This window comes from Baekduia alba, assembly GCF_028416635.1.
GTDB lineage: Bacteria > Actinomycetota > Thermoleophilia > Solirubrobacterales > Solirubrobacteraceae > Baekduia > Baekduia alba.
Genome location: NZ_CP114013.1, coordinates 2,137,726 through 2,162,576 on the forward strand (window position 1 = coordinate 2,137,726; position 24,851 = coordinate 2,162,576).

Annotated in this window: 28 protein-coding genes and 1 pseudogene; 19 read left to right on the forward strand and 10 right to left on the reverse strand. The window is 73.4% G+C overall.

Translation table 11 applies throughout. The annotated features are described in order from the left end of the window. Positions 1-12: 12 nt before the first annotated feature. Positions 13-1,170: an ABC transporter ATP-binding protein gene (locus tag DSM104299_RS10670; protein ID WP_272477285.1), complete on the forward strand. Its 1,158-nt coding sequence runs from the start codon at positions 13-15 to the stop codon at positions 1,168-1,170. A 4-nt stretch (positions 1,171-1,174) separates the two neighbouring features. On the opposite strand, the gene DSM104299_RS10675 is transcribed toward DSM104299_RS10670, so the two are convergent. Next, positions 1,175-2,353, reverse strand: coding sequence for a PucR family transcriptional regulator (locus tag DSM104299_RS10675; protein ID WP_272477286.1), 1,179 nt, complete (start codon positions 2,351-2,353; stop codon positions 1,175-1,177). A gap of 152 nt (positions 2,354-2,505) precedes the next feature. Here DSM104299_RS10675 and DSM104299_RS10680 point away from each other — a divergent pair, with 152 nt between their 5' ends. The 7 genes from DSM104299_RS10680 (at position 2,506) to DSM104299_RS10710 (ending at position 9,500) form a co-directional block, all read left to right on the forward strand. Beyond that, positions 2,506-3,882 (forward strand): flavin monoamine oxidase family protein, encoded by a 1,377-nt coding sequence (locus tag DSM104299_RS10680; RefSeq protein ID WP_272477287.1) that lies wholly within the window; start codon positions 2,506-2,508, stop codon positions 3,880-3,882. Beyond that, positions 3,869-5,326, forward strand: a complete 1,458-nt coding sequence (locus DSM104299_RS10685) for an APC family permease (protein WP_272477288.1) — start codon at positions 3,869-3,871, stop codon at positions 5,324-5,326. Before DSM104299_RS10680 ends, DSM104299_RS10685 begins: the two co-directional genes overlap by 14 nt. A 27-nt stretch (positions 5,327-5,353) precedes the next feature. Continuing rightward, the gene (locus DSM104299_RS10690; RefSeq protein WP_272477289.1) at positions 5,354-5,746 is read left to right on the forward strand and encodes a hypothetical protein; all 393 of its coding nucleotides are present in this window, start codon (positions 5,354-5,356) and stop codon (positions 5,744-5,746) included. 76 nt (positions 5,747-5,822) lie between these two features. Then, positions 5,823-6,266, forward strand: a complete 444-nt coding sequence (locus DSM104299_RS10695; protein ID WP_349294553.1) for a helix-turn-helix transcriptional regulator — start codon at positions 5,823-5,825, stop codon at positions 6,264-6,266. Positions 6,267-6,276: 10 nt separating this feature from the next. Then, positions 6,277-6,660, forward strand: coding sequence for a VOC family protein (locus DSM104299_RS10700; RefSeq protein WP_272477291.1), 384 nt, complete (start codon positions 6,277-6,279; stop codon positions 6,658-6,660). Positions 6,661-6,674: 14 nt separating this feature from the next. Continuing rightward, complete coding sequence (locus tag DSM104299_RS10705; protein WP_272477292.1) at positions 6,675-9,032, forward strand: excinuclease ABC subunit UvrA; 2,358 nt, start codon at positions 6,675-6,677, stop codon at positions 9,030-9,032. A 57-nt stretch (positions 9,033-9,089) separates the two neighbouring features. Beyond that, entirely contained in the window at positions 9,090-9,500 is a 411-nt protein-coding gene (locus tag DSM104299_RS10710) for a VOC family protein (protein WP_272477293.1), read from the forward strand. 34 nt (positions 9,501-9,534) lie between these two features. Here DSM104299_RS10710 and DSM104299_RS10715 read toward each other — a convergent pair whose 3' ends face one another. Beyond that, a complete protein-coding gene (locus tag DSM104299_RS10715; protein WP_272477294.1) occupies positions 9,535-9,894 on the reverse strand; it encodes an LLM class flavin-dependent oxidoreductase in 360 nt (119 codons plus the stop codon). On the opposite strand from DSM104299_RS10715, the pseudogene DSM104299_RS10720 reads away from it, so the two are divergent. Both DSM104299_RS10720 and DSM104299_RS10725 read left to right on the forward strand, forming a co-directional pair. Further along, positions 9,851-10,036 (forward strand): annotated as a pseudogene (locus DSM104299_RS10720) (dioxygenase family protein); the annotation flags it as partial. The gene DSM104299_RS10715 and the pseudogene DSM104299_RS10720 overlap by 44 nt on opposite strands. Before the next feature lie 97 nt (positions 10,037-10,133). Continuing rightward, entirely contained in the window at positions 10,134-10,376 is a 243-nt protein-coding gene (locus DSM104299_RS10725) for a hypothetical protein (RefSeq protein ID WP_272477296.1), read from the forward strand. Here DSM104299_RS10725 and DSM104299_RS10730 read toward each other — a convergent pair. Genes DSM104299_RS10730 through DSM104299_RS10745 form a run of 4 tightly spaced genes read right to left on the reverse strand, consistent with a single transcriptional unit; the run spans position 10,366 to position 14,355 of the window. Continuing rightward, a complete protein-coding gene (locus tag DSM104299_RS10730; RefSeq protein ID WP_272477297.1) occupies positions 10,366-10,821 on the reverse strand; it encodes an RrF2 family transcriptional regulator in 456 nt (151 codons plus the stop codon). The two genes, DSM104299_RS10725 and DSM104299_RS10730, sit on opposite strands and share 11 nt — an antisense overlap. Positions 10,822-10,848: 27 nt before the next feature. Next, complete coding sequence (locus tag DSM104299_RS10735; protein WP_272477298.1) at positions 10,849-12,279, reverse strand: DUF427 domain-containing protein; 1,431 nt, start codon at positions 12,277-12,279, stop codon at positions 10,849-10,851. 13 nt (positions 12,280-12,292) lie between these two features. Next, a complete protein-coding gene (locus DSM104299_RS10740) occupies positions 12,293-13,549 on the reverse strand; it encodes an LLM class flavin-dependent oxidoreductase (protein ID WP_272477299.1) in 1,257 nt (418 codons plus the stop codon). Continuing rightward, entirely contained in the window at positions 13,546-14,355 is an 810-nt protein-coding gene (locus DSM104299_RS10745; RefSeq protein ID WP_272477300.1) for an LLM class flavin-dependent oxidoreductase, read from the reverse strand. Before DSM104299_RS10745 ends, DSM104299_RS10740 begins: the two co-directional genes overlap by 4 nt. Positions 14,356-14,401: 46 nt before the next feature. Here DSM104299_RS10745 and DSM104299_RS10750 point away from each other — a divergent pair, with 46 nt between their 5' ends. Beyond that, positions 14,402-15,436, forward strand: a complete 1,035-nt coding sequence (locus tag DSM104299_RS10750) for an MsnO8 family LLM class oxidoreductase (RefSeq protein WP_272477301.1) — start codon at positions 14,402-14,404, stop codon at positions 15,434-15,436. Here DSM104299_RS10750 and DSM104299_RS10755 read toward each other — a convergent pair. Beyond that, positions 15,426-15,878 carry an RrF2 family transcriptional regulator gene (locus tag DSM104299_RS10755; RefSeq protein ID WP_272477302.1) on the reverse strand — a complete coding sequence of 151 codons (453 nt, stop codon included), beginning with the start codon at positions 15,876-15,878 and terminating at the stop codon, positions 15,426-15,428. The two genes, DSM104299_RS10750 and DSM104299_RS10755, sit on opposite strands and share 11 nt — an antisense overlap. A 103-nt stretch (positions 15,879-15,981) precedes the next feature. Between DSM104299_RS10755 and DSM104299_RS10760 the strand changes: the two genes are divergently transcribed. The 6 genes from DSM104299_RS10760 to DSM104299_RS10785 all read left to right on the forward strand — a co-directional run bounded on the left by DSM104299_RS10760 (position 15,982) and on the right by DSM104299_RS10785 (position 21,212). Beyond that, complete coding sequence (locus DSM104299_RS10760; protein WP_432419778.1) at positions 15,982-16,986, forward strand: methionine ABC transporter ATP-binding protein; 1,005 nt, start codon at positions 15,982-15,984, stop codon at positions 16,984-16,986. 38 nt (positions 16,987-17,024) lie between these two features. Next, positions 17,025-17,666, forward strand: a complete 642-nt coding sequence (locus tag DSM104299_RS10765; protein ID WP_349294554.1) for a methionine ABC transporter permease — start codon at positions 17,025-17,027, stop codon at positions 17,664-17,666. 31 nt (positions 17,667-17,697) lie between these two features. After that, on the forward strand, positions 17,698-18,573 hold the full coding sequence (locus tag DSM104299_RS10770) for a MetQ/NlpA family ABC transporter substrate-binding protein (protein ID WP_272477305.1): 876 nt from the start codon (positions 17,698-17,700) through the stop codon (positions 18,571-18,573). Positions 18,574-18,670: 97 nt separating this feature from the next. Further along, positions 18,671-19,714 (forward strand): RNA polymerase sigma factor SigJ, encoded by a 1,044-nt coding sequence (sigJ, locus tag DSM104299_RS10775; protein ID WP_272477306.1) that lies wholly within the window; start codon positions 18,671-18,673, stop codon positions 19,712-19,714. A gap of 38 nt (positions 19,715-19,752) precedes the next feature. Continuing rightward, a complete protein-coding gene (locus DSM104299_RS10780; protein WP_272477307.1) occupies positions 19,753-20,283 on the forward strand; it encodes a YceI family protein in 531 nt (176 codons plus the stop codon). A 515-nt stretch (positions 20,284-20,798) separates the two neighbouring features. Next, positions 20,799-21,212 carry a hypothetical protein gene (locus DSM104299_RS10785; protein WP_272477308.1) on the forward strand — a complete coding sequence of 138 codons (414 nt, stop codon included), beginning with the start codon at positions 20,799-20,801 and terminating at the stop codon, positions 21,210-21,212. 12 nt (positions 21,213-21,224) lie between these two features. Here DSM104299_RS10785 and DSM104299_RS10790 read toward each other — a convergent pair whose 3' ends face one another. The 3 genes from DSM104299_RS10790 to DSM104299_RS10800 are packed head-to-tail and all read right to left on the reverse strand — an operon-like array spanning position 21,225 to position 23,358. After that, positions 21,225-21,860 (reverse strand): HAD family hydrolase, encoded by a 636-nt coding sequence (locus DSM104299_RS10790; protein ID WP_272477309.1) that lies wholly within the window; start codon positions 21,858-21,860, stop codon positions 21,225-21,227. Further along, on the reverse strand, positions 21,860-22,228 hold the full coding sequence (locus tag DSM104299_RS10795) for a sensory rhodopsin transducer (protein ID WP_272477310.1): 369 nt from the start codon (positions 22,226-22,228) through the stop codon (positions 21,860-21,862). The genes DSM104299_RS10790 and DSM104299_RS10795 overlap by 1 nt, the downstream gene beginning before the upstream one ends. Beyond that, a complete protein-coding gene (locus DSM104299_RS10800; protein ID WP_272477311.1) occupies positions 22,225-23,358 on the reverse strand; it encodes a mandelate racemase/muconate lactonizing enzyme family protein in 1,134 nt (377 codons plus the stop codon). The genes DSM104299_RS10795 and DSM104299_RS10800 overlap by 4 nt, the downstream gene beginning before the upstream one ends. A 30-nt stretch (positions 23,359-23,388) precedes the next feature. On the opposite strand from DSM104299_RS10800, the gene DSM104299_RS10805 reads away from it, so the two are divergent. Together DSM104299_RS10805 and DSM104299_RS10810 are read left to right on the forward strand one after the other, a co-directional pair. After that, the gene (locus DSM104299_RS10805; RefSeq protein ID WP_272477312.1) at positions 23,389-24,063 is read left to right on the forward strand and encodes a GntR family transcriptional regulator; all 675 of its coding nucleotides are present in this window, start codon (positions 23,389-23,391) and stop codon (positions 24,061-24,063) included. Continuing rightward, positions 24,060-24,851 carry an SDR family NAD(P)-dependent oxidoreductase gene (locus DSM104299_RS10810; RefSeq protein WP_272477313.1) on the forward strand — a complete coding sequence of 264 codons (792 nt, stop codon included), beginning with the start codon at positions 24,060-24,062 and terminating at the stop codon, positions 24,849-24,851. The genes DSM104299_RS10805 and DSM104299_RS10810 overlap by 4 nt, the downstream gene beginning before the upstream one ends.

Below are 24,851 nucleotides of genomic sequence, written 5' to 3' on the forward strand. Positions count from 1 at the left end.
CAGGAGCACGCCATGGCGCAGATCCAGCTCGACGAGGTCACCAAGGAGTACCCGGACGGCACGGAGGCGGTGAAGGCGCTGAGCCTCGACATCGCCGACGGGGAGTTCCTGATCCTCGTCGGCCCGTCGGGGTGCGGCAAGTCCACGGCGCTGCGGATGCTCGCCGGGCTCGAGGACATCAGCGCCGGCGAGCTGCGCATCGGCGGCGAGCGCGTCAACGAGCGGCCCGCGAAGGCGCGCGACGTCGCGATGGTCTTCCAGAGCTACGCGTTGTACCCGCACATGACCGTCCGCCAGAACATGGGGTTCTCTCTGAAGATGGCCAAGCTGGATCGCCAGGCGATCGCGGCGAAGGTCGACGACGCCGCGCGCGTCCTCGACCTCACCGAGCACCTCGAGCGCAAGCCGGCCAACCTCTCCGGCGGCCAGCGCCAGCGCGTCGCGATGGGCCGCGCGATCGTGCGCGACCCCAAGGCGTTCCTGATGGACGAGCCGCTGTCGAACCTCGACACCAAGCTGCGCGTGCAGATGCGCGCCGAGATCGCCCGGATCCAGTCGCTGCTGGCCACGACGACGGTGTACGTGACCCACGACCAGACCGAGGCGATGACGCTCGGCGACCGGGTCGCGGTCATGCGCGCCGGGGAGCTGCAGCAGGTCGGGACGCCGACGGAGCTGTACGAGGCGCCCGCCAACGTGTTCGTCGGCGGCTTCATCGGGTCGCCCGCGATGAACTTCGTGGTGGCGACCGTCGAGGGCGACGTCCTGCGCCTGCCGTTCGGGGCGCTGGACGCCCCGCGCGCCCTGCTCGAGCGCCTGCGCGCGGGCGCTCCGGACCGCCGCGAGGTCGTCGTCGGCATCCGGCCGGAGGCCTTCGAGGACGCGGCGACCGACGGCGGCCCGCACCGCGATGGCCTGACCTTCGAGCCGGCGATCGAGCTCGTGGAGGTCCTCGGCCCCGAGGTGTACGCCTACTTCCGCGCCGGCGATGTCCCGGCCGAGCACCGGGCGCTGCTCGACGAGCTGGGCGCCGCGGACCGCCAGCTCGTGGCGCGGCTGCCCGCCGGAGCGCGCGCGGCCGGCGGCCAGCGCACCCGCCTGTGGATGGACGCCGAGCACCTGCTGCTCTTCGACCCGGGCACCGGCCGGCGCCTCGGCGCGGCGTCCTGAGCCCTCAGCCGGCGCGGCGCGCGACGCCGGCGATCCGCAGCGCCGCGCCGACCTCCAGGCGACGCTGCGTCAGCGGGTGGTCGAGGCGCTTCTCGATCGTCGCGAGCCGGTAGGCGATCGTGCGCTCGTGGACGCCGAGGCGCGCCGCCGCGGAGGCGGCGACCCAGCCGGCGTCGACGTAGGCCACGAGCGTCTCCAGCAGCACGCGCGTGCGGTCGTCGTCGACCAGCAGCGTGCCGATCCGCTCGTCGACGAACGCGCGCGCCGCGCGCTCGTCGCGCAGCAGCAGCGCCTCGAGCGCGACGTCGCGGTAGCGCACGACCGCGGGGGCGACGAGCCGGGCGACGCGCGCGGCCTCGGTGGCCTGGCGATGCGTGCGGCGAAAGCCGTCCGCGCCGTCGGCGGGGTCGCCGAGCGACATGGAGGTGTCGCCGGCGGGCGCGAACGACGCCAGCGCCGTGTCCCACCGCTCCGGCAGCGTCGGGCGCCCGCCGACCCAGCCCCAGAGCGCGCTGCCCTGGCCCGGGACGATGAGGACCGTGGCGTCCAGCCGGCGCCCGAGCTCGGTGATCGCCAGCTCGGCCTGCTCGCCCCAGGCGACGACGCAGACGTGCTCGCGGCGCAGGTCGTAGTCGCCCGCCTCGTCGGTGACCGGCGTGCCGTCCAGCACGTCGCGGACCCACGCGATCTGGCGCAGCTCGTGGCCGCGCAGCTGCCGGTCGCGCTCGGCCTGGTGGATCTCGGCCAGCTCGCCGGTGACGTGGTCGACGTAGGCGAACAGGTAGCGGGAGACGACGCGCAGCAGGTCGCTGCGCCCGCGCCCTTGCAGTGGCCAGTCCTCGATCTCGGCCAGCAGCTCCTCCCAGAGGATCGCGTGGCCGATCCGGTAGGTCCGGTCCACCAGCCCCCACGCGACGCGGTCGCGCGCGGCGGTCAGCGCCTCGTCGACGGCGCCCGGCGGGAGGTGGGCCGGCTCGGCGCGGCCGCTGACCAGGCCGTCGGCGATCGCCTTGAGGTTGGACGCGATGCTCTCGCGCGAGACCGCCAGGAAGTCCGGGTCCTCGGGGTCGAAGTACTCGGGCACCTGCTCGTGCCAGCGCTCGAGCATCAGCTCCTGCAGGCGCGGCTGCTCGCGTTCGACCCACGCCGAGACGTCCTTGAGCTGCAGGTCCAACGAGGCCATGCCGGCGCATCCTACGCCGGGCGCGGCCCGCGGCGGGCGCGCGGCCTGTGGGCATCGACCAAGGCGACGCGGCGGGTTGTCTGGAATCCGTGAACACGCGCCGGCGCCCGCCGCCCAGACTCCGTCCGTCGTCTCATAAGGAGGAGCAGCACATGGAGTCAGTGGACGTCGTCGTCGTCGGTGGCGGCTTCGCGGGGCTGGTGGCCGCGCGCGAGATCCAGAAGGCCGGTCGCAGCGTGGTGGTGCTGGAGGCGCGCGAGCGCGTCGGCGGCCGCATCAAGAACCACGTCTTCGACGACGGGACCGTCGTCGAGGCCGGCGGCGCGTGGGTCGGGCCGACCCAGGACCGCGTCCTGGCGCTGATCGACGAGCTCGGCATCGGCCTGTTCCCGACGTTCGACGACGGCGAGGGCATCCTGGCCATCGACGGCGCGATCCGCCGCTACGCCGACGAGTCGCTGGGCTTCGACGCGGCGACGCTCGCCGACGTCGGCGAGACGCAGGCGGAGCTGGAGGCGCTGGCGGCGACCGTGCCGACCGACGCGCCGTGGGAGGCGCCGGACGCCCGCCTGCTCGACGACCAGACCTTCGACGCGTGGCTGGTGGCCAACACGAAGACCGACGGCGGCCTGCGCTTCTGGCGGATGCTCGTGCCCGCGATCTTCTGCGCGGAGGCGACCCAGATGTCGCTGCTGCACGGGCTGTTCTACGTGCACTCGGGCGGGATGATCGACCGGCTGATCGCGACGGGCGGCGGCGCGCAGGAGAGCCGCGTCGTCGGCGGGACCCAGTCGATCGCGCTCGCGCTGGCCGACGACCTCGGCGACGCCGTGCGCCTGGAGGCGCCGGTGCGCGAGATCCGCCAGGGCGACGACGGCGTCGAGGTCGACTACGCCGGCGGCACGATCGTCGCGGAGCGGGTCGTCGTCTCGGTCCCGCCCGCGCTGGCGGCCCGGATCCGCTACGTGCCGGCCCTGCCGGCGCTGCGCGACCAGCTCACGCAGCAGATGCCGATGGGCTTCGTCATCAAGTGCCAGGTGCGGTACGCGACGCCGTTCTGGCGCGCGGACGGCCTGTCGGGCTTCGCGCTCAGCGTCGAGGACCCGGTGAGCGTGACGTTCGACGGCTCGCCGGCCGACGGCGCCTGCGGCGTCATGACCGCGTTCGTGGAGGCCGACCAGGCCGTCGCGCTGACGGCGCTGGACGCCGACGAGCGCCAAGGCAAGGTGATTGCCTCGCTCGTCCGGCTGTACGGGCCGGCGGCCGCCGATCCGGTCGAGTACCTGGAGACCAACTGGGCCGAGGAGGAGTGGTCGCGCGGCTGCTACGTCGGCCACCTCGGCACCGGGGCGTGGACGCGCTACGCGGCGACGCTGCGCGAGCCGGTCGGGGCCGTCCACTGGGCCGGGACCGAGACCGCCGACCTGTGGAACGGCTACATGGACGGCGCGGTGCGCTCGGGCGAGCGCGCGGCCGGCGAGGTCCTGGCGGCGCTGTGGGCGCGCGAGGTGCTCCATGTCAACGGCTGACCGCCGGGTCGCGGCGGACGAGCGGCTCGATCGCGGGTCCATGGGCACCGCCGACATCATGTTCTTCGTGCTGGCCGGCGTCGCGCCTATGGGCGTCGTGGCCGCGATCCTGGCGTTGTCGATCGCGCTGGGCAACGGCGCCGGCGTGCCGGGGACCTACCTGATCGCCGGCGTCGTGCTGGGGCTGTTCGCGGTCGGCTACGTGCGCATGAGCCGGCGCGTCACCAACGCCGGGGCGTTCTACGCCTACGCGACGCAGGGCCTCGGCCGGACCGCGGGCGGCGCGACCGCCTACGTCGCCGTGGTCGCCTACAACGCGGCGACGATCGGCATCCTCGGCGGGCTGGCGTACTTCGCGCACACGGTGGGGCAGGGCGTGGTCGGGATCGACCTGTCGTGGCAGGTGTGGGCCGTGATCGCGTTCGCGATCGTCGCGTTGTTGTCGTACTTCGAGGTCGCGCTGAGCGCCAAGGTGCTCGGCGTCGCGCTGCTGTGCGAGGTGGCGATCCTGCTCGCCTTCGACGTCGGCGTGCTGATCGACAAGGGCTTCCACGGCTTCTCGCTGCACGTCTTCGCGCCGAGCACCGTGTTCGCGAGCGGCTTCGGCGTGAGCCTGATGCTGGCGTTCGGCTCGTTCGTCGGCTTCGAGGCCACGGCGCTGTACAGCGAGGAGGCGCGCGACCCGCGGCGGACCGTGCCGCGCGCGACCTACCTCGCGCTCGGGATCATCACGGTGTTCTACCTGGTGACCACGTGGGCGGCGATCTCGGCCTACGGCGTCGACCAGGCGCAGGCCGCGGCGGGCAAGGACCCCGCGTCGTTCATCTTCGCGGCCAACGCCCAGTACGTCGGCGGGTTCACGACCGACGCGATGCAGATCCTCGTGGTGACGAGCCTCTTCGCGGCGTTCCTGGCCTTCCACTGCAACACCGCCCGCTACCACTACGCCTTGGCCCGCGACGGGCTGCTGCCGCGCGCGCTGGCGCACACCCATCCCCGGCACGGCTCGCCGATCGTCGCGAGCGCCGTGCAGCTCGGCGTGACCGCGGTGGTCGTGGTCGGCTTCGCCCTCGCCGGCAAGGACCCGTACCTGACGATGGGCATCGCGCTCTACGGCCTGGGCGTCCTCGGGATCGTCGTCCTGCAGGCGATCGCCAGCGTGTCGGTGGTCGGCTTCTTCGCCCGCCGCGAGGACGAGATGTCGCGCTGGGGGACCATCGTCGCACCCGCCCTCGGGGCGGTCGGCCTGATCGTCGGCCTCGTGTTCATGGTCCAGCACTACGCGACCCTGACCGGAAGCACCGAGGCCTGGATCAACGACCTGCCCTGGCTGCTTCCCCTCGCGGCGATCGTGGGCGCCGTCGTCGCCCAGCGCCGATCCACGGCGGCAGCCGCGCCGACCGCCGCCGACGACGCCGTGGCACCGGTGGCTGCCGCGCTGTGACGGCGGCTCGGCTACCGTGAGGGGGCCATGGCCTCTGCGCTCAACCCGTTCGCGCGCATCTTCGGCGCTCGGCGTCACGTCACTCCGGAGCCCAGCGCCGAGGAGGTCGCGGCGGTGGACGTGCCGCGCATGCTCGACCTGGCGCGCGAGCGTGGGGACCGGCGCTCGGACGACGAGATGGCCGCCGCGCTGCTGATGGGCGCCGACCTCACCGCCCAGCGGCCCCGCGACCCGGAGCTGCGCGGCCGTGCCGCGGCGGCGTCGGTCGCGACGCGCGACTGGCTCGTGGCGCGGGTCGGCGAGGACGAGGCGGCCCGGCTGCTCTCGGCCTCGTTGGGCCCGATCGGCGAGGACGGCACCCTGCCCCGCGCCGCGCGCGGCGAGCGCGCGCCGCGTCCGTCCAGAGCGCGGCCGGCGTAGTCCGTCGGGCGCCGCCGCTGACCACCGTCGCTAGGCACCTCCGGCGTGACGTGCCACGATCACGCGCGTGACCAGCGTGACCAGCACCCCCGCCGCGGCGCAGCACCTGCGCGACCTCGCGCTGCTGCGCCGCGTCCGCGACCGGATCGACCGGGAGTACGCGCAGCCGCTGGACGTCGAGGCGCTCGCCCGCGGCGCGCACATGTCGGCCGGGCACCTCAGCCGCCAGTTCCGGATCGCCTACGGCGAGTCGCCCTACGGCTACCTGATGACGCGGCGCATCGAGCGCGCGATGGCGCTGCTGCGCCGCGGCGACCTCAGCGTCACCGAGGTCTGCTTCGAGGTCGGCTGCGCGTCGCTGGGCACGTTCAGCACGCGCTTCGCCGAGCTGGTCGGCGTGCCGCCGAGCGTCTACCGGCGCGACGCCGCGCGCACGACGGCGGGGATGCCGTCGTGCGTGGCCAAGCAGGTGACGAGACCGATCAGGAATCAAGAAGCCCCGGTCACGAACCCGACCTAGGGTGAGCGGCATGGACAGCACGACCCCGACCTCAGGAGTGACCATGACCACCACCCAGGGCATCAAGACCATCCTGCACCCCGTGTCCGACCTGGCCGCGGCCAAGACGGTGTACACGGCCCTGCTCGGCCTCGCGCCGCAGGCCGACTCGGAGTACTACGTCGGCTACGACGCCGAGGGCCAGCACGTCGGGCTGGTGCCCACCGGCGGCCCGCAGGCCATGACCGCGCCGGTGGCCTACTGGCAGGTGGCGGACATCGAGGCCAAGCTGGCCGAGGTGACCGCCGCGGGCGCGACGGTGAAGGAGCCCGCGCACGACGTCGGCGGCGGCCGCCTGATCGCCACCGTCATCGACCTCGACGGCAACGTGCTCGGATTGCTGCAGGACCAGTGAGCGCCGCTCCCACGATGAGCATCGCCGCGGACCGCCACGACCTGATCCGCGTGCAGGGCGCGCGCGTCAACAACCTCAAGGACGTCAGCGTCGAGCTGCCGAAGCGCCGGCTGACGGTGTTCACCGGGATCTCCGGCTCGGGCAAGAGCTCGCTGGTCTTCGGCACGGTCGCCGCGGAGTCCCAGCGGCTCATCAACGAGACCTACAGCGCGTTCGTCCAGGGCTTCATGCCGGCGCAGTCGCGCCCCGAGGTCGACATGCTGGAGGGGCTGACCACGGCGATCCTCGTCGACCAGGAGCGCATGGGCTCCAACCCCCGCTCGACCGTCGGCACCGTCACCGACGCCAACGCGATGCTGCGGATCGTCTTCAGCCGGCTCGGTCAGCCGCACATCGGCTCGCCCAAGGCCTACTCCTTCAACACGCCCTCGGTCAGGGCCTCCGGCGCGATCACCGTCGCGCGCGGAGCCAGGAAGACCGTCAAGAAGTCCTTCAACGTCACCGGCGGCATGTGCCCGCGGTGCGAGGGCATGGGCAGCGTGACCGACCTCGACCTGACCCAGCTCTACGACGACACCAAGTCGCTCAACGAGGGCGCGCTCACGATCCCGGGCTACAGCATGGACGGCTGGTTCGGGCGCATCTTCACCGGCTGCGGCTTCTTCGACCCGGACAAGCCGATCCGCAAGTACACCAAGAAGGAGCTCCACGACCTGCTCCACAAGGAGCCGACCAAGATCAAGGTCGACGGCATCAACCTCACCTACGAGGGGTTGATCCCCAAGATCCAGAAGTCGATGCTCTCCAAGGACAAGGAGGCGATGCAGCCGCACATCCGCGCGTTCGTGGACCGCGCCGTCACCTTCACGACGTGTCCGGAGTGCGACGGGACCCGGCTCGCCGAGGGCGCCCGCGCCTCGAAGATCGAGGGCATCAACATCGGCGACGCCTGCGCCATGCAGATCAGCGACCTGGCCGAGTGGGTCCGCGGGCTCGACGAGCCGTCGGTCGCGCCGCTGCTGGAAGCCGTGGAGCAGACGCTCGCGTCGTTCGACGAGATCGGGCTGGGCTACCTCTCGCTCGGCCGGCCGTCGGGGACGCTGTCGGGCGGCGAGGCGCAGCGGGTGAAGATGATCGGCCACCTCGGGTCGTCGCTCACCGACGTGACCTACGTCTTCGACGAGCCGACGATCGGGCTGCATCCGCACGACATCGAGCGGATGAACGACCTGCTGCTGCGACTGCGCGACAAGGGCAACACGGTGCTCGTCGTCGAGCACAAGCCGGAGACGATCGCGATCGCCGACCACGTCGTCGACCTCGGCCCCGGCGCCGGCGCGGCGGGCGGCACCGTGTGCTTCGAGGGCACCGTCGAGGGGCTGCGGGCCAGCGACACGCTGACCGGGCGCCACTTCGACGACCGCGCCACGCTCAAGGAGACGGTGCGGACGCCGACCGGCGCGCTGGAGATCCGCGGCGCGTCGACGAACAACCTCCAGGACGTCGACGTCGACATCCCACTGGGGATGCTGGTCGTCGTCACCGGCGTGTCCGGGTCGGGCAAGAGCTCGCTCGTGCACGGGTCGATGGTGGGCGGGAGCGGGTTCGCGGGCGTGGTGGCGATCGACCAGGCCGCGATCCGCGGCTCGCGCCGCAGCAACCCGGCGACGTACTCCGGGCTGCTGGACCCGATCCGCAAGGCGTTCGCGAAGGCCAACGGCGTGAAGCCCGCGCTGTTCAGCCCCAACTCCGACGGCGCCTGCCCCAACTGCAACGGCACCGGCGTGATCTACACCGACCTGGCGATGATGGCCGGCGTCGCCTCCATCTGCGAGGACTGCGAGGGCAAGCGGTTCCAGGCGTCGGTCCTGGAGTACCGCCTCGGCGGCCGCGACATCAGCGAGGTGCTCGCGATGTCGGTGAGCGAGGCCGAGGAGCTCTTCGCCGACGGCGAGGCGCGCACGCCGGCCGCGCACAAGATCCTCCAGCGGCTCGTCGACGTCGGGCTCGGCTACCTCACCATCGGCCAGCCGCTCCCGACGCTGTCCGGCGGCGAGCGCCAGCGGCTCAAGCTGGCCACGCACCTGGACGAGAAGAGCGGCGTCTACATCCTCGACGAGCCGACCACCGGCCTGCACCTCGCCAACGTCGAGCAGCTGCTCGGCCTGCTCGACCGGCTCGTCGACGCCGGCAAGTCGGTCATCGTCATCGAGCACCACCAGGCGGTCATGGCGCACGCCGACTGGATCGTCGACCTCGGCCCCGGCGCCGGCCGCGACGGCGGCCGCGTCGTCTTCGAGGGGACGCCCGCCGACCTCGTCGCCGCCCGCTCGACCCTCACCGGAGAGCACCTCGCCGCCTACGTCCGGTGACCGGGCCGATCAGGAATCAAGAAGCGCCGACCCCCGATCCGCGGTTAGCGTGACGCCATGGACATCACCATTCACTCGAGCTTCCTGCCGCACGACGACGCGGACGCGGCCCTGGGCTTCTACCGCGACACGCTCGGCTTCGAGGTCCGCAACGACGTCGGCTACGACGGGATGCGCTGGATCACGGTCGGCCCCGCCGGCGGCTCCGGGACGACCATCGTCCTGCACCCGCCGGCCGCCGACCCCGGCATCACCGACGACGAGCGCCGCACGATCGCCGAGATGATGGCCAAGGGGACCTACGGCATCATCACGCTCGCGACCGCCGACCTCGACGGCGTCTTCGAGCAGCTGCAGGGCCGCGGCGCCGAGGTCGTCCAGGAGCCGACCGACCAGCCCTACGGCGTCCGCGACTGTGCCTTCCGCGATCCCGCGGGCAACCTGATCCGCATCAACGAGGTGCGCTGAGCGTCGACGTCTGCGACGGCGCGCGCGGCGCCGCTCAGCCGCCGGGCCGCAGCGCGCCGAGCACGCCGGCCAGCAGCGACGGGTCGCGGACGAGCTCGGGCGACGGCGCCACGTAGAGGTTGATCGCGGTCACCGCCGGGTGGAGGAAGCGGGCGATCTGCTCGCGGCAGGCCTCCGGCGACCCGCTGATCCAGAGGCCGTCGAGCACGTCGAGGGGCACCGCGCGCCGCGCCCCCTCGACGTCGCCGGCGGCCCAGCGCGCGTGCACCGCGGCCAACTCCTCGGACCGCCCGAGCCATCCGTGGAAGTTCTTGTAGGTGCGAAGGGCAGAGGAAGAGCTTGACGACCAGCTCCACTTCCGCGTGCGGGCGCCCGGCCACCGCGAGCTCGTCACGCACGTCTTCCTGGCCGGCGATCCGTACCTGGGCTCCGACGTCGTCTTCGGCGTGAAGGACTCGCTGATCCGCGAGCTGGAGCGGCCCGGCGCGGGCGCACCGGCGCGCCTGCGCTTCGACAAGGTGCTCGACCCGTCCTGACGGCGACGCGCTCGAGCACGTACGCGCGCAATACCTAGTTAGGTGACAGGGTTTGTGGTATTTATTGCGCCATGGCTGCTGACGAGGTGCCGGCGTGTTGCCGGTCGCGATCCTCGACCCGCGTGAGCGCGCGGGGCGCGAGGGCCTGATCGAGGACCTGACCCGGCGCGACCGGCGCGTCGACGTGACACTGGTCCTCGACGACGGGGTCCGGGCCGAGGCCTGCCTCGAGCCCGACGAGCTCGTCTGGCTGGGCCTGCGGCGTGGCGACATCGTCGGCGTGCGCCCGCTGTCGGCGCTGCCGTGCTGCGACGCGCCGGCGCTGCTGCTCAGCGCCTGAAGCGCGCGTCGTCCTTCTGGGCGAGGTTCGCGATGCGCTTGGGCAGCTGCTGGTTGGCGATGTGCGCGAGCGTGACGCCCTCGAGCACGCTGCGGACGTTGGCGCGCAGCGCGATCCACACGTCCTGCAGCGGCTCGGCGGCGCCGTGGTAGTCGAGGTTCTCGGGCGCCTCGCCGCGGACGTCGGCCAGCGGACCCTCCATCGCGCGCAGGATGTCGGCGACCGAGATCTCCGACGCCGGCCGCGCGAGCCGGTGGCCGCCGTCGCGCCCGCGCTGCGTGCTGACGAGGTTGGCCACCCGCATGTCGTTAAAGATCTTCTTGAGGAAGAAGACCGGGATGTCCTGGGCCCGCGCGACGGCGTCCGCGGACAGCGCGACGTCACCCGCGTTGGCGAGCTCGACGGCCGCGCGGACCGCGTACTCGGCCTTGGCAGAAATGCGCACGCGCGCATTCTGGACCATCGCCCGGCATCAGGACGCCACCGCGGCTCGGCGCCGGCGCGGCCAGCGGCTGGCCGGCCGCTTCTGCAGGACGCCGTCGACGAGGACGTCGACGTGCTCGTCGAAGAACGCGAGCCGGTCGCGCAGCGCCTCCTGCGCCGGCAGCGGCGACGGGTAGCTCCACACGACGTCGTCGGGCAGCTCGGGCGCGTCGCGGACCGACCAGTACCCGGCGGTGCCCTTGTACGGGCAGGCGGTGCGGAGGTTCGTCGGCTCCAGCCGCTCGCGGTCGACGTCCTCGGGCGGGAGGTAGTGGCGCGTCGGCAGTCCGGTCTCGAACACGACGACGGGGGCGCGCGTCTCGGCGAGCAGCACGCCGTCGGACTCGATCCGCACGTGGCGGCTGCTGGGCAGCGCGTCGACGCGTACGTGCGGATCGCGCGGGTGGACGAAGACCTCCTCGTCCTCCTCGTACCAGCGGTCGAAGCCGCTGCCCAGGAAGCGCCCGAACGTGAGGTGCCCGCCCAGCGCCGGGAGCGCCTTCGCGGTCCAACGCGCGTCGGGGTGGACGTCGTCGACCGGGAACGCGTAGACCGGGACGCTCTCGCCCGGCGCCCACGTGAGGATCGCCCGGCGGCTGTCGACGAGCGTGGCGTCGTCGCGGACGCCGCGCACCCAGCGCCGGCTCGGCTCGGCGCGCCACCCGTCGGCGCCCGTCATGGGCGCCCGGCGCGGCGTCGGCGCCAGCGGCTCGCCGTCGACCTCGACGTCGACGTGCTCGGCGAAGAACGCGATCCGGCCGGCGATCGCGCCGACCTCGGGCAGCGGCTCCTCGTAGCTCGACGCGACGGGGCCGGGAAGGTCGTCGGCGATCCCGCCGGCGAGGTCCCAATACGACGCCCAGCCCTTGTACGGGCAGCCGGTGCGCAGGTCCGAGCGCGCCAGCGAGGTGAGGTCGACGTCGTCGCGGTGGAGGTAGAAGCGCGGCGGCTGGGTGCCCTCGAAGGCGATGACGGGCCGGTCGCTGACGGCGAGCTCGCGGCCGCGGAGGCTGACCCGGACGTGGCGCGAGCTGGGCAGCGCGTCGACGCGGTGGGCGTGGCGGGGGCCGACGAACCCCTCGACGTCCTCCTCGTACCACTGGTCGAAGGCGTCCCAGGCCAGGCCGACGTGCTCGGGGAGGGCGCCGCCGCGGTAGCGCCACGCGGCGGCCGCGACCACGACGTCGCCGGCGTGCAGGTCGAAGTACTCCGTCGCGCCCGCGTGGGCGGCGCCGGCGTGCTCGCCCGCGCTCGGCCTCAGCGCTCCGGGGGCGACGTCCGCGAGCGGGACGGCGTACAGCCCGGCGGCCTTGCCGTCCTCGCCGACGACGCGCGCGCGGCGCGTGTCGACGACGAGCCGGCCGTCCTTGTAGGCGCGGATCCACCGCGACGTCGGGGCGGCCGTGACACGGTCCTCCACCAAAAGAAGACTATTACGACCGTTCGAGTCCATATTTCGATGATACCGCCGCCGTCGACAACCCCAGCCGGTCGCGCAGCGTCGTGTCCGGCGCGTAGTCGGCGCGGAACGCGCCGCGCTCCTGGAGCAGCGGGATCACCTGGTCGGCCAGCTCGTCGAGCCCGCCGGGCGTGATGTGCGGGACGAGGATGAAGCCGTCGCTGGCGTCGCTCTGGACGTAGTCGTCGATCGCGTCGGCGACGGTCTGCGGCGAGCCGACGAAGGAGTGGCGCGCCCGCGTCTTGACCATCACGTCGCGCAGCGAGAGCTTCTCGGTCGCAGCCAGCGCGCGCAGCTGCGCGACGGTCTCGTGGCGCTGGCCGGCGAACGCGCGCGCCGGGATCGATCCGGGGGCGATCGTGATCTCGCCTTCGACCGGCTCGACGTCGGGCAGCGGGCCGTCGGGGTCGTAGGCGGACAGGTCGCGGTTCCACAGCTGCTCGGCGAACACGATCGCGGTGGCGGCGGAGACCTGTTGGCGGCGCACGACCGCGGCGCGCTCCTGGGCCTCGGCGTCGGTGTCGCCGAGCACGAACGTCGCGCCCGGGAGCACGAGCAGGTCGTCCGGCGCGCGTCCGTAGCGGGCCAGCCGGCGCTTGACGTCGGCGTAGAACGCCTGGCCGTCGTGCAGGCTGCCATGGCGGGTGAAGATGCCGTCGGCGTGCTGGGCGGCGAACTCGCGGCCGGCGTCGGAGTCGCCGGCCTGGAGGATGACCGGCCGCTTCTGGGGCAGGTCGTCGTCGGCCCAGGACCGGTCGGCGTGCTCGAGGACCGCGGTCGCGCGGGCGTAGCGGTCCTCGTAGGGCAGGTAGGCGCCGCGGCGGAAGTTGGCGCCGCTGACCGCGTCGGTGGAGGTCACGAGGTTCCACGCCGCACGGCCGCCGGAGAGGTGGTCGAGCGTCGCGAGCTGGCGGGCGATCTCGCGCGGCTCGTGGTAGGTCGTGGTCAGCGTGGCGGCGAGGCCGAGGTGCTCCGTGACGCCCGCGAGCGCGGCGAGCAGCGTCATCGCGTCGGGGCGCCCGACGACGTCGAGGTCGTGCACGTGGCCGGCGTGCTCGCGCAGGCTCAGGCCCTCGGCCAGGAAGAAGAAGTCGAGCTTGGCGCGCTCGGCGGTCTGCGCGAAGCGCCGGAACGAGGCGAAGTCGATGTGGCTGCCGGCGGCCGGGTCGCTCCACACGGTGGTGTTGTTGACGCCGGGGAAATGCGCGGCGAGGCGGATCTGCTTGGTCATGCCGCCGCCTTCGCGTAGCGGTTGGTCGCGGGCGGGAGGCCGAGGCGCTCGCGCAGCGAGGCGGCCGGCGCCGGAGGGGCGGAGCGCAGGGCGGCGAGCGCGGCGAGCGCGTCGACGTCGGCGCCGTGCAGCAGGACGCCGTCGAACCCGGCGTCACGCGCGGCGTCGACCGCGTCGAGCCCGGCGACCTCCAGGATCCGCAGGACGCCGTCGACCGCCGGCGCGCCGGGGTCCGGCGTCAGCCAGAGGTCGGCGCCGGCCGCCAGCGCGCGCTCGCGCACCGCGATGACCGGCTGGCCCTGCGGCGGGCGCGGCGTGATCGATGGGCCGCGCACGGCCAGGTGCTCGCCGACGTAGTTGATGTGATGGACTCGCTCGCGGTCGACGAAGCGGTCGGTCGTCGTGTCGCGGATCTCGGCGCCGTCCTCCCAGCTGTCCCAGAGCCGGCGCACGGCCTCGAGGTGCTCGCGGGCGTCGCTGACCAGGTTGCCCGGCACGTCCCAGGTCACCTGCGCGTCGGCGTCGTCACGCGAGGGCGCGACCTCGGCGACCCAGCCGGCGCGGCCGCCGCTGACGAAGTCGATGGTCGCGATCGCCGTCGAGACGTGGAACGGCTCGGTCGTGGTCGTCGACACGCCGGGCAGCAGCCCGACGCGGCGTGTCCGCGCGGCCAGGCGGGCGGCGACGAGCGTCGCGTCCAGCGGGTCGTCGGCGAGCGTCACGAAGTCCAGGCCGGCGTCGTCGGCGACGGCGGCGAGCCGCGGGTCGTCGAGCGCGGCGGCGAGCAGGAGCGGGGGAGAGGTCATCGCGTGTCCAAGTTCGGTTTGCCTACCGACATGCTAGGAAGTCCTCATGCTGCTCTCCGTGCTGGACCAGGCGCCGACCCGTCGCGGCGGCGCGCCGGGTCACGCGTTCCGCGACGCGCTCGCGCTCGCCGAGCACGCCGATCGCCTGGGCTTCCACCGCTTCTGGGTCGCCGAGCACCACGCGCTCGGCAGCGTCGCGATCTCGGCGCCCGAGGTCCTGATCGGGCAGGTCGGCACGCGCACCGAGCGCATCCGGATCGGCGCGGGCGGCATGCTGCTGCCCAACCACCGGCCGATCCACGTCGCCGAGCAGTTCCGCTGCCTCGAGGCGCTGCATCCCGGGCGCGTCGACCTGGGCGTCGGACGCTCAGAGGGCGCGCTGGACCCCGCGACGGTCGCGGCGTTCGCGCGGCCCGACGACAACGCGCACGGCGCCGGCTTCGAGGACCAGATCGACGAGCTCCTGGCCTTCGGCGGCGTGCGCGCCCTGCCCGCCGACCACCCGCTCGCGTCGGTGCGGGCCGCGCCGACCGACGTCCCGCTGCCGCCGGTGTTCCTGCTGGGGTCGAGCGTCAGCTCCGCCGCGACCGCCGCGCGCAAGGGGCTCGGCTACGGGTTCGCCGCGCACACCAACACGCAGGACGCCGCGACCGCGCTGCTGCGCTACCGCGAGACGTTCGTCCCCGCCCGCCCCGGCGACCGGCCGCACGCGATCCTCGCGCTGAAGGTGATGGTCGGCGTCGACGACGAGCACGCGCGCGCCCTCTCCGCGCCGAGCCACCTCAACCACGTGCAGGCGCGGCTGGGGTCGCGCCATCCGCTCGTCCCGGTCGACGAGGCCCTGGCGCACGCCTACTCCGACGCCGAGCGCGAGGTCGAGGCGCGCCACGTCGACACGCGCGCGGACGTCGCCGGCGGGCCGGAGGCCGTGCGCGCCGGCATCGAGGCGGCGGTTGCGGCATCGCAGGCCGACGAGGTGATCGCGATCACCAACACCTATGACCCGGTGGAGCGCCGCGCGTCCTTCGCACGGCTGGCGGGCGTGTTCGACCTCCCGGCCGCCGCCGCGCTCAGCGTCTGAGGCGCGCGTCCTCGGCCGCGGCGAGGCGGGCGATGCGGCGCGGCAGCCTTCCGCGCTGGACGTCGGCGAGCGTCACGCCCTCCAGCACGTCGCGGACGTTGGCCCGCAATGCGATCCAGACGTCCTGCAGCGACTCGGCGACGTCGCGGTAGGCGATGTCCTCGGGCGCGTGCCCGTGCACGTCGGCCAGCGGCCCCTCGACGGCGCGCAGGACGTCGGCGACGGTGATCGCCGTCGCCGCCCGGCTCAGCCGGTAGCCGCCCTCGCGCCCGCGGTGCGTCGTCACCAGCCCGCTGAGGCGCAGGTCGGCGAAGATCTTCTGGAGGAACGCGACCGGGATGCCCTGGCGCCGGCCGACGGCGTCCGCCGACAGCGGCTCGTCGGCGGTGGCGAGCTCGAGCATCGCCCGAACCGCGTAGTCGGCCTTCGCGGAGATGCGCACGGGCGCATTCTGCTCGATCCCCAGCCAGCAGCGAACGTGATGGCTGCCATAAATAGGTCTAATCGGACCAAGTAACTCAAGATTAGCTACCGTGTCCGGCCTCGTGATCGACGTCGACGCGCTCACCAAGACCTTCTCCCGGCGCGGGCATGACCACACCGTGCTCGACGGCGTGTCGCTGCACGTCGGGGCCGGGCAGATCGCCGGCGTGATCGGCCCCAGCGGCGCCGGCAAGTCGACCCTCGCGCGCTGCGTCAACCTGCTGGAGCGCCCGACGGCCGGGACGGTGACGGTGGACGGCGTCGAGCTGTCCGCCTTGGCCGAGCGGCGCCTGCAGGCCGCGCGCCGGCGCATCGGGACGATCTTCCAGGCCGCCAGCCTGCTGAGCTCGCGGACCGTGAGCGGGAACGTCGCGCTGCCGCTGGAGCTGGCCGGCGTCGGCCGCCGGGAGCGCCGCGCGCGCGTCGCCGAGCTGGTCGAGCGCGTCGGGCTGACCAGCCATGACGACGCCTATCCCGCCCAGCTCTCCGGCGGTCAGCGCCAGCGGGTCGGGATCGCCCGCGCGCTGGCGCTCGGCCCCGCCGTCCTGCTCTCCGACGAGGCGACCTCCGGCCTGGACCCCGACACGACGCGCACGATCCTCGCGCTGCTGCGCGAGCTGCGCGACGACCTCGGGTTGACCATCATGTTGATCACCCACGAGATGGACGTGGTGCGCGACGTCTGCGACCACGTCACGCTGCTGCGCGACGGTCGCGTGGCCGAGTCGGGCACGATCGCCGAGCTGGTCGCCGACCCGTCCTCCGACCTCGGGCGCGCGCTCGTGCCCGACCGGCCGCACGTCGCGCCGGCGTCCGGGCGGGTCGCCTGGCGGATCAGCTACGTCAGCCGCGCGATCGACCCCGGCTGGCTGGCCGCGCTCCAGGACGAGCTGCAGGCGCCGGTCGACCTGCTCGGCGGCGCGATCGAGTCCGTCGAGGGTGCGGCCGCCGGCCATCTGATCGTCGGCGTCCCCGCGGGCCGGGACGACCTGCCGGAGCTGCTCGCGCCGCGCGGCCTGCACGCCGCGCCGGTCACGGCCGTCCCCGTCGTGGAGGCGGTCGCGTGAGCGCCCTGATCGTCGCGACCGACACCGCCTGGGGCGACATGTGGCCGCTGCTGTGGCCGGCGCTGCAGGACACGCTCAAGATGGTGCTGATCTCCACGGCGTTCATCGCGCTGCTCGGGACCCCGCTCGGCGTGCTGCTGCACGTCAGCTCGCCGCGCGGGCTCAAGCCGCTGCGCTCGGTCAGCGGGCTGCTGAGCACCGTCGTCGGCATCGGCCGCTCGGTGCCGTTCATCGTGCTGCTGGCCGCGATCATCCCGTTCACGCGGCTGGTCGTCGGGACGTCGCTGGGCACGAACGCCGTGATCGTCCCGCTGGTCGTCGCGCTCGTGCCTTTCTACGCGCGCGTGGTGCAGCAGACGCTGCGCGAGGTCCCTGGCGAGCTCGTCGAGATGGCGCGCGCCGCCGGCGGGTCACGCACCCAGACCGTCCTCAAGGTCCTGCTGCCCGAGGCGCTGCCGGGCCTCGTCGGCGGCCTCACGATCACGCTGGTGGCCGTCGTCGGCTTCAGCGCCATGGGCGGCGCCGTCGGCGGCGGCGGCCTGGGCGAGCTGGCCATCGACTACGGCTACAACCGCTTCGACGGCAACGTGATGCTCGCCACCGTCGTGCTGCTCGTCGTGGTCGTGCAGCTCTTCCAGCTCCTCGGCGACCTCGCGGTCCGCCGCCTCTCCCATCGTTAGCCCACCCACCGACCCCCTCGGAGCACTCCCCATGTCCAGGTCCAACACCCCCAAGTCCATCAGGTCGATCGCGGCGCTCGCCGTCGCCTTGCTGCTCGCCACGTTCGCGCTCGCCGCCTGTGGCAGCGACGACGACGACAGCAAGAGCAGCGGCGGCTCGGCGCAGACCGACCTCAGCAAGCCGCTCAAGATCGGCGCCAGCCCCGTCCCGCACGCCGAGATCCTCGACTACATCGCCAAGGACCTCGCCCCCAAGGCGGGCATCAAGCTCGACGTCGTCTCCTACGACGACTACATCCAGCCCAACGTCGCCCTCCAGGAGGGCAAGCTGGACGCCAACTACTTCCAGAACGTCCCCTACCTCGACCAGCAGGTCAAGGACAACCCGGACTACAAGGACCTCAAGCCGCTCGCGCCGGTCCACCTCGAGCCGCTGGGCGTCTACTCCAAGAAGGTCGAGGACGTCGGCGCGGTCAAGGACGGCGGGACCGTCACGCTGTCCAACGACCCGGCCAACGAGGCGCGCGGCCTCAAGCTGCTCCAGCAGGCGGGCCTGATCAAGCTCAAGGACGGCGCCGGCCTGGACGCCACGCCCAACGACATCGCCGACAACCCCAAGAACCTCAAGTTCAAGCCGATCGCCCCGGCCAACCTCCCGCGCACGCTCGACGACGCCGACCTCGCGGTCATCAACGGCAACTACGCGATCGAGGCCAAGCTGACCCCGGCCAAGGACGCGCTCGTCCTGGAGTCGACCAAGGACAACCCCTACGCCAACCTCCTGGTGGCCAAGGACTCCGAGGTCACCGACCCGCGCGTCGAGAAGCTCGAGGCGCTCCTGCACTCGCCCGAGGTCAAGAAGTTCATCGACGACAAGTACCGCGGGTCCGTGATCCCGGCCTTCTAGCGTGGGCGGCGGCCGGCTCGTGCGCCCGGAGGTGTCACAGCCGGCCGCCGACCGTTGTCAAGATGTGGAGACGACGGTCGTACGGCAGGAGAAGACGATGAGCGAGAGCAGTCCCCGGCGGGCAGAGCAGCCGGACGCGGCGATGGGCGACAAGGAGCTCGAGGCGCTGCGGCGCCACGGCTTCGGCGTGGCTTACCGGATGCTCGGCAGCGCCGCGGAGGCCGAGGACATCGCCCAGGAGGCGCTCCTGCGGCTGACGCGGCAGGAGGGCCCGATCGACGAGCCGGCCGCCTGGATGACGACCGTGGCGACGCGGCTCTCGATCAACGTCCTCAAGTCGGCGCGGGCCCGTCGCGAGTCCTACGTCGGACCGTGGCTGCCCGACCCGCTGCTCGAGGACCCGGCGCCCGGCCCGGCCTCGCGCGCCGAGCTCGCGGACTCGCTGTCGCTGGCCCTGCTCGTGCTGCTGGAGCGGCTGACGCCGGTCGAGCGCGCGGCCTACCTCCTGCGCGAGGTCTTCGGCTACGAGTACGCGGAGATCGCCGAGGTCGTGGGGCGGACGCAGGTCAACACGCGCCAGGTCGTGACGCGGGCGCGCAAGCACCTCGAGGCCAACCGCCCGCGCTTCGACCCCGACGAGGCGTCGCGCGACGCGCTGCTCGAGCGGTTCCTCGCGGCCTCCGAGGACGGCGACCTGGAGTCCCTGGAGCAGCTGCTCGCCAAGGACGCCGTCCTGTACGTCGACGGCGGCGGCAAGGTCATCGCGCCGCAGGAGCCGCTCGTCGGCGCCGTCCTGATCGCGCGCTTCATGGCCGCCCTGCCGCGGCTGCGCCGCGCGTTCGGCGAGTACGAGAGCGAGCTGGTGCGGGTCAACGGCCAGCCGGGCCGCCTGCTGCGCGGCCGGGGCGAGCCGACCTTCGGCGAGGCCGAGCAGCGCGCGGTCGTCGAGGGACTGGCGCTCCTGAAGGCCGGTGAGCTCGACGCCGCCGAGATCGCCGCGTTCAGGACCGATCGCGAAGGCCGCGCGGTCGTGCAATCGGGGCACCTGCGGGTCCAGGACGTCCTCACGATCGACGTCGTCGACGGCCGGATCCAGACCGTGCGCATGGTGCGCAACCCGGACAAGCTCGCTCATCTCTGAGGTGTCACAGGGCGGTCGGCCGCCCTGTCAGACCTGGCATGAGCACACACGCAACCGACCAGGCCGGAACACCGAACATCGAGACCACGCGCTGGCGGATCGACCCGGCCCGCTCCAGCGTCGAGTTCCGCACCAGGATGCTGCTCGGATGGCCGGTCGCGACGGGTCGCTTCTCCCGCTACCAGGGCACGCTCGACCTCACCGAGCGGCCCGCCATCGAGCTGACGATCGAGACCGCGAGCCTCGACACCGGCAACGAGAAGCGCGATGAGCACCTGCGCGGGGCCGACTTCTTCGGCGCGGAGGCGCACCCCTACGTCCGGTTCGTGTCCGACAGCGCGACGCTCGACGGGGAGCGGCTGAAGGTCCGCGGCCGCCTCTACGCCCGCGGCAGCAGCATGCCGCTGGAGCTCGACGTGACGCTGCGCCGCGACGGCGACGAGCTCGAGATCGAGGCCGTAACCGACGCCGACCACCGCCAGCTCGGCATGACCTGGAACAAGCTGGGCACGCTGCGCACGCCGAGCCGGCTGCGCATCCAGGGGCGCCTCGTGCCGGACCTCGACTAGCCGGCGCCGCCCCGCTGGCGACGGCTGGTCTTGGCCCCGATCAGGCGCGCGATGGTGTCGCGCGCCGAGGTCAGGTCGGGCTCGAGGTGGTTGATCTCGTCGTTGTAGGTTGTTGGTCACGCTGACGTCGGGGTAGTCGTAGCTGGCGATCGGCTGCCCGGCGAGCGTCCCGCCCTCGCCGCGTGGGCGCAACGCGCCGTTCCTGCTCGTCGCGCGCCTCACGGCCCGTAAGCCGGCCCCGGCCGGTGCGGACGGTCAGCTCGGACGTGGGCTCCTGGGCGCCGGCGCCGACCGACTACCACGGTGCCACCCGGGCTTCCTGGGCACCGTCACCGTCCGGGGTCCCGGCGGCGGCACGGTGACCGTGATCTACGCGGGCGCGCCGGGCCCGGGTGCCTTCTTCGGCGGCGAAGGGACCGAGACCTACAACAACTACTCCGACGACGGCGCCTCCGTCGTCAGCGGCACCGTCAAGGCGACCGGGCTGACCGACGGCACCTACTGCGCACCTCGAGATGACCGGCAGCCAGGACGCGGAGCTCGTCATGAAGCGGCTCAGCGTCACGGGGCACGCCGCGTCGACCCTCGACGGCAAGAGCATCGGCGGACCGCGGCCCGACATGCTGAACGGCGGCGCCTGCCCGACCCTGCTGCCCAAGAAGCCGGCGCTGCGCGTGAAGGCCAAGCGCACCGGCGAGGGCGCCTACCGCCTCATGGTGACCGCGAGCATCGCCGGCATGGGAGCGAGCGAGTCGGCCGTCGACGCGCGGCCGGTCAGCCACGCGACGGTCGCGGTCGGCGGCCAGGCGACGACGGCCACCGACGCGCACGGCGTCGCGACCGTCACGGTGCACGGGACCCGCGCGCGCGTCACGGTCACGGCGGGCACCACGCTGAAGCCGGCGTTGGTGTCGCTGAACGGTCGCTGACCGCGGTGGCCGCTACGCCGCGAGGTGGTCGGCGGCCGCGTGGAGATCGGCGAGGACGACGTCTGCGGCGCTGAGGTCCAGCGCCGCGGTGTGGGCGTTGGGGATCGCGATGACCGTCAGGCCGGCGGCCTTCGCGGAGGCGATGCCGGTCGGGGTGTCCTCGATCGCCGTCGCGGCGGCGGGGTCGATCGCGAGGCGCTGGGCGGCGAGGCGGTACAGCGCCGGATCGGGCTTGCCGTGGGCGACCTCGTCGCCGGTGGCCACCGCGCCGAAGACGTCGGTCAGCGCCAGCTGGGCGAGGACGTGCTCGACGAACGACCGCCGGCTGGAGCTCGCGAGGCCGACGCGGCGGCCCTCCGCGATCCGGCGCACGGCGCCCGGCACGCCGGCCATCGCCGGCAGCGGCGTCGCCAGCTGCCGTGGCAGCTCGTCGCGCAGCGCGGCGAAGACCGCCTCGGGATCGCGGCCCAGCTCGGCGGCCAGCGGCGGCACGAAGTCGACCTGCCGGCGCCCGAGCGTGTTGGGGTACCACGACGCCATGTCGGGCCGGCCGAGGACCCGCATCGCCACCGTGAAGACCCGCTCGAACATCGGCTCGGAGTCGACGAGCACGCCGTCCATGTCGAAGATGACGGGCCGCGGCGCCATCAGCCCGGGAAGGCGATCGTCGACATGAGGGCGTTGGCCGCCTGGCGCGAGTCCAGGCGCGTGTGCTGCACGACGATCGGCACGTCGCTGGTGATCAGGCAGCAGTAGTCGACGCCGATCGCGACCGGCTCGGGGCCCTCGAGGTCGTTGAAGCGCTGGTGGTGGGCGCGCCGCGCGGGGATCGTCAACGGGTAGGGGCCGACCGGCTCGCGGTCGGTGAAGTACAGGAACAGCTCGACGTGCGCCGGCGCGTCGCCCGCGTTGAGGATGCACGCGCTGTCGTGGCTGGTCATGTCCGGCTCGGGGCCGGTGCTCGCGGGCGGGATGTAGCCGTCGGCGATCACCCAGCTCGTCGCGCCGACGGTCATGCCGTCACCTCGACCGTGCGCGCGTAGCGCGCGAGCGCGTCGGGGTCGAGCGTCACGCCGAGGCCGGGGCGCGTGGGCACCGCGAGCATGCCGTCGTCGTCGAGCGCGAAGCCCTCGACCGACAGGTCGTCGACGTAGGCCGAGCCGGTCTTGTACTCGACGAGCTCGGTGTGCGGCAGGGCGGAGGCGACCTGCAGGTCGGCGGCGAGGCCGACCGCGGTGTTCCAGCCGTGGCCGACGAACGCGACGCCGTGGTCCTCGGCGGCGCGCGCGATCCGGCGCTGCTCGCTGATGCCGCCGACCTTGGTCACGTCGGGCTGCACGATGTCCAGCGCGCGAGCCTCCAGCCAGGGCAGGAACGCCTGGCGGCGCGTCAGCACCTCGCCGCCGGCGATCTTCACGGTGGTGTGGCGACGCAGCTCGGCGTAGCCGTGGAGGTCGTCGGGCGCCAGCGGCTCCTCGAACCACTCGACGTCGTAGGCGGCGAGCATCGCGGCGGTGCGCAGCGCCCACGTGTAGCCGTGCGGCCAGAACCCGTCGCTGGCGCCCGCGTCGACCATCAGCAGCGCGTCGGGGCCGATCGCCTCGCGCGCGCTGCGCACCATCGCCTCGTCGAGGCGGTGCGAGCGCCGGCCGAACGGCCCCCAGCCGATCTTGTAGGCGGAGAAGCCCTGCGCGACGAGCGCGGCGAGGTGGTCGGCGAGGACGGCGGGCTCGTCCATCAGCAGGGAAGCGTAAGGCCGGACGCGGTCGCGGTAGCGCCCGCCGAGCAGGCGCCCGACGGGCTGGTCGCACGCCTTGCCGAGGATGTCCCACAGGGCCATGTCGATCCCGGAGATCGCGTGGGTGAGCGTGCCGCCGCGCCCCAGCCAGAACGTGTGCTGGTGCAGCTTCTCGCTGACGCGCTCGGGCTCCAGCGCGCACTCGCCGATGAGCAGCGGGCTCAGGACCTCGATCGCCGCGCGCACCAACCGGTCGTCGCTGTAGGCGCTGCCGACGCCGGTCAGCCCGGTGTCGGTGTGCACGGTCACCAGCGTGTGGACGACGTCATCGGGCCGGAGCTCGATGGCCCATCCGCCGGCCGGGGTGGCGCCTGAAAGGCCCGCGACGCTGACTCGCTCGATTTGCATGTCGCAAGCCTATCGGATATTGTCGACAACATGAAGGCGACAAAGTTCCCTCCGCTCGAGCCGGCCTCGCTGCGCCAGCGGGCGTCGGACGCGCTGCGGTCCGCGATCGTCGGCGGCCGGCTGAAGCCGGGCGACCGGCTCAAGGAGGTCGAGCTGGCCGAGGAGCTCGGCATCAGCCGCGCCCCGGTGCGCGAGGCGCTGCGCCAGCTCGAGCACGAGGGCCTCGTCGTCTCGCTGCCCTACCGCGCGACCGAGGTCCTCGGCGTCTCGCAGGAGGAGGTGGCCGAGGTGCTCGTCCCGATCCGGCTCACGCTCGAGTCCTTCGCGTTCCGCAAGGCGATGCCGGTGCTGACCGAGGCGGACTTCGTCGTGCTCGAGCAGCTCGTCGAGGCGATGCGCGTCGCCGGCCAGCGCGGCGACCTCGACGCGCTGGCCGAGGACGACGTCCGCTTCCACGAGCTGGTCATCGAGCGCTCCGGCCAGCCGCACTGCCTCCAGATCTGGCGCTCGATCGAGCCGCGCGTCCGCGCCTACTTCCGCCGCGACGCGCCGCGGCACACCACGGCCGACGAGGTCGCCGACGAGCACGACGAGCTGCTGCAGGCCCTCAGGGCCGGCGACGAGCAGCGCCTGGTCGACACGCTCAGCCGCCACGTCAACAACTACCTCGAGCCGTCGGGTCCGACGGCCGCCGCGGGCGCATGAGCGCGCCGACGGTGTTCGTGACGGGCGCCGGCTCCGGCATCGGCGCGGCCGTCGTCGCCGCCGCCGCGCGGCGCGGGGCCCGCGTCGCCGCGGTCGACATCGACGGCGCGCGCGCCGCCGCCGTGGCCGCCGACGCCGAAGGCGCCGGCGCCGAGGCGGCGCTGGGCCTCGAGGTCGACGTGCGCGACGACACCGCGGTCGCCGCGGCGATCGCGCGCTGTCGCGACGAGCTCGGCCTGCCCACCGCGGTGCTCGCCAACGCCGGCATCGAGCTCAACGGGCCGGCGCACGAGGTAGCGGCCGAGCAATGGGACCGTGTCGTCGAGGTCAACCTCCGTGGCGCGTTCTCGACCGCGCGGTGGGCGATCGCGGCGCTGCTCGACGCAGGGTCGGCCGGCTCGGTCGTCTGCACGTCGTCGCCCTCGGCGTTCGTCGGATTCGCCGGCGGCGGCAACGCCGCCTACGCGGCGTCCAAGGGCGGGGTCTCCGCGCTCGTCCGCAGCCTGGCCGTCGACTACGCGCCGCAGGGCGTGCGCGTCAACGCGATCGTGCCGGGCGCGACCGACACGCCGCTGCTCACCGTCGGCGTGCCCGAGGACCGCCGGGCCGCCGCGCGCGCCGAGATCCTGGAGCGGGCGCGCGAGCAGATCCCGCTCGGGCGCCTGGCCGACCCGGCGGAGATCGCCGAGGGCGTGTGGTGGCTGTGGTCGGACGCCGCGGCCTACGTCACGGGCTCGCACCTGGTCGTCGACGGCGGCCTCATGGCCAAGGGCGCCAACAGCTTCTAG

Bases quoted from the DNA above. Each gene is read 5' to 3' on its own strand.
- DSM104299_RS10670 (WP_272477285.1), top strand. From the start codon at position 13: ATGGCGCAGATCCAGCTCGACGAGGTCACCAAGGAGTACCCGGACGGC.
- DSM104299_RS10675 (WP_272477286.1), bottom strand. From the start codon at position 2,353: ATGGCCTCGTTGGACCTGCAGCTCAAGGACGTCTCGGCGTGGGTCGAA.
- DSM104299_RS10680 (WP_272477287.1), top strand. From the start codon at position 2,506: ATGGAGTCAGTGGACGTCGTCGTCGTCGGTGGCGGCTTCGCGGGGCTG.
- DSM104299_RS10685 (WP_272477288.1), top strand. From the start codon at position 3,869: ATGTCAACGGCTGACCGCCGGGTCGCGGCGGACGAGCGGCTCGATCGC.
- DSM104299_RS10690 (WP_272477289.1), top strand. From the start codon at position 5,354: ATGGCCTCTGCGCTCAACCCGTTCGCGCGCATCTTCGGCGCTCGGCGT.
- DSM104299_RS10700 (WP_272477291.1), top strand. From the start codon at position 6,277: ATGGACAGCACGACCCCGACCTCAGGAGTGACCATGACCACCACCCAG.
- DSM104299_RS10705 (WP_272477292.1), top strand. From the start codon at position 6,675: ATGAGCATCGCCGCGGACCGCCACGACCTGATCCGCGTGCAGGGCGCG.
- DSM104299_RS10710 (WP_272477293.1), top strand. From the start codon at position 9,090: ATGGACATCACCATTCACTCGAGCTTCCTGCCGCACGACGACGCGGAC.
- DSM104299_RS10740 (WP_272477299.1), bottom strand. From the start codon at position 13,549: ATGACCAAGCAGATCCGCCTCGCCGCGCATTTCCCCGGCGTCAACAAC.
- DSM104299_RS10745 (WP_272477300.1), bottom strand. From the start codon at position 14,355: ATGACCTCTCCCCCGCTCCTGCTCGCCGCCGCGCTCGACGACCCGCGG.
- DSM104299_RS10750 (WP_272477301.1), top strand. From the start codon at position 14,402: ATGCTGCTCTCCGTGCTGGACCAGGCGCCGACCCGTCGCGGCGGCGCG.
- DSM104299_RS10765 (WP_349294554.1), top strand. From the start codon at position 17,025: ATGTGGCCGCTGCTGTGGCCGGCGCTGCAGGACACGCTCAAGATGGTG.
- DSM104299_RS10770 (WP_272477305.1), top strand. From the start codon at position 17,698: ATGTCCAGGTCCAACACCCCCAAGTCCATCAGGTCGATCGCGGCGCTC.
- sigJ (WP_272477306.1), top strand. From the start codon at position 18,671: ATGAGCGAGAGCAGTCCCCGGCGGGCAGAGCAGCCGGACGCGGCGATG.
- DSM104299_RS10780 (WP_272477307.1), top strand. From the start codon at position 19,753: ATGAGCACACACGCAACCGACCAGGCCGGAACACCGAACATCGAGACC.
- DSM104299_RS10785 (WP_272477308.1), top strand. From the start codon at position 20,799: ATGACCGGCAGCCAGGACGCGGAGCTCGTCATGAAGCGGCTCAGCGTC.
- DSM104299_RS10790 (WP_272477309.1), bottom strand. From the start codon at position 21,860: ATGGCGCCGCGGCCCGTCATCTTCGACATGGACGGCGTGCTCGTCGAC.
- DSM104299_RS10795 (WP_272477310.1), bottom strand. From the start codon at position 22,228: ATGACCGTCGGCGCGACGAGCTGGGTGATCGCCGACGGCTACATCCCG.
- DSM104299_RS10800 (WP_272477311.1), bottom strand. From the start codon at position 23,358: ATGCAAATCGAGCGAGTCAGCGTCGCGGGCCTTTCAGGCGCCACCCCG.
- DSM104299_RS10805 (WP_272477312.1), top strand. From the start codon at position 23,389: ATGAAGGCGACAAAGTTCCCTCCGCTCGAGCCGGCCTCGCTGCGCCAG.
- DSM104299_RS10810 (WP_272477313.1), top strand. From the start codon at position 24,060: ATGAGCGCGCCGACGGTGTTCGTGACGGGCGCCGGCTCCGGCATCGGC.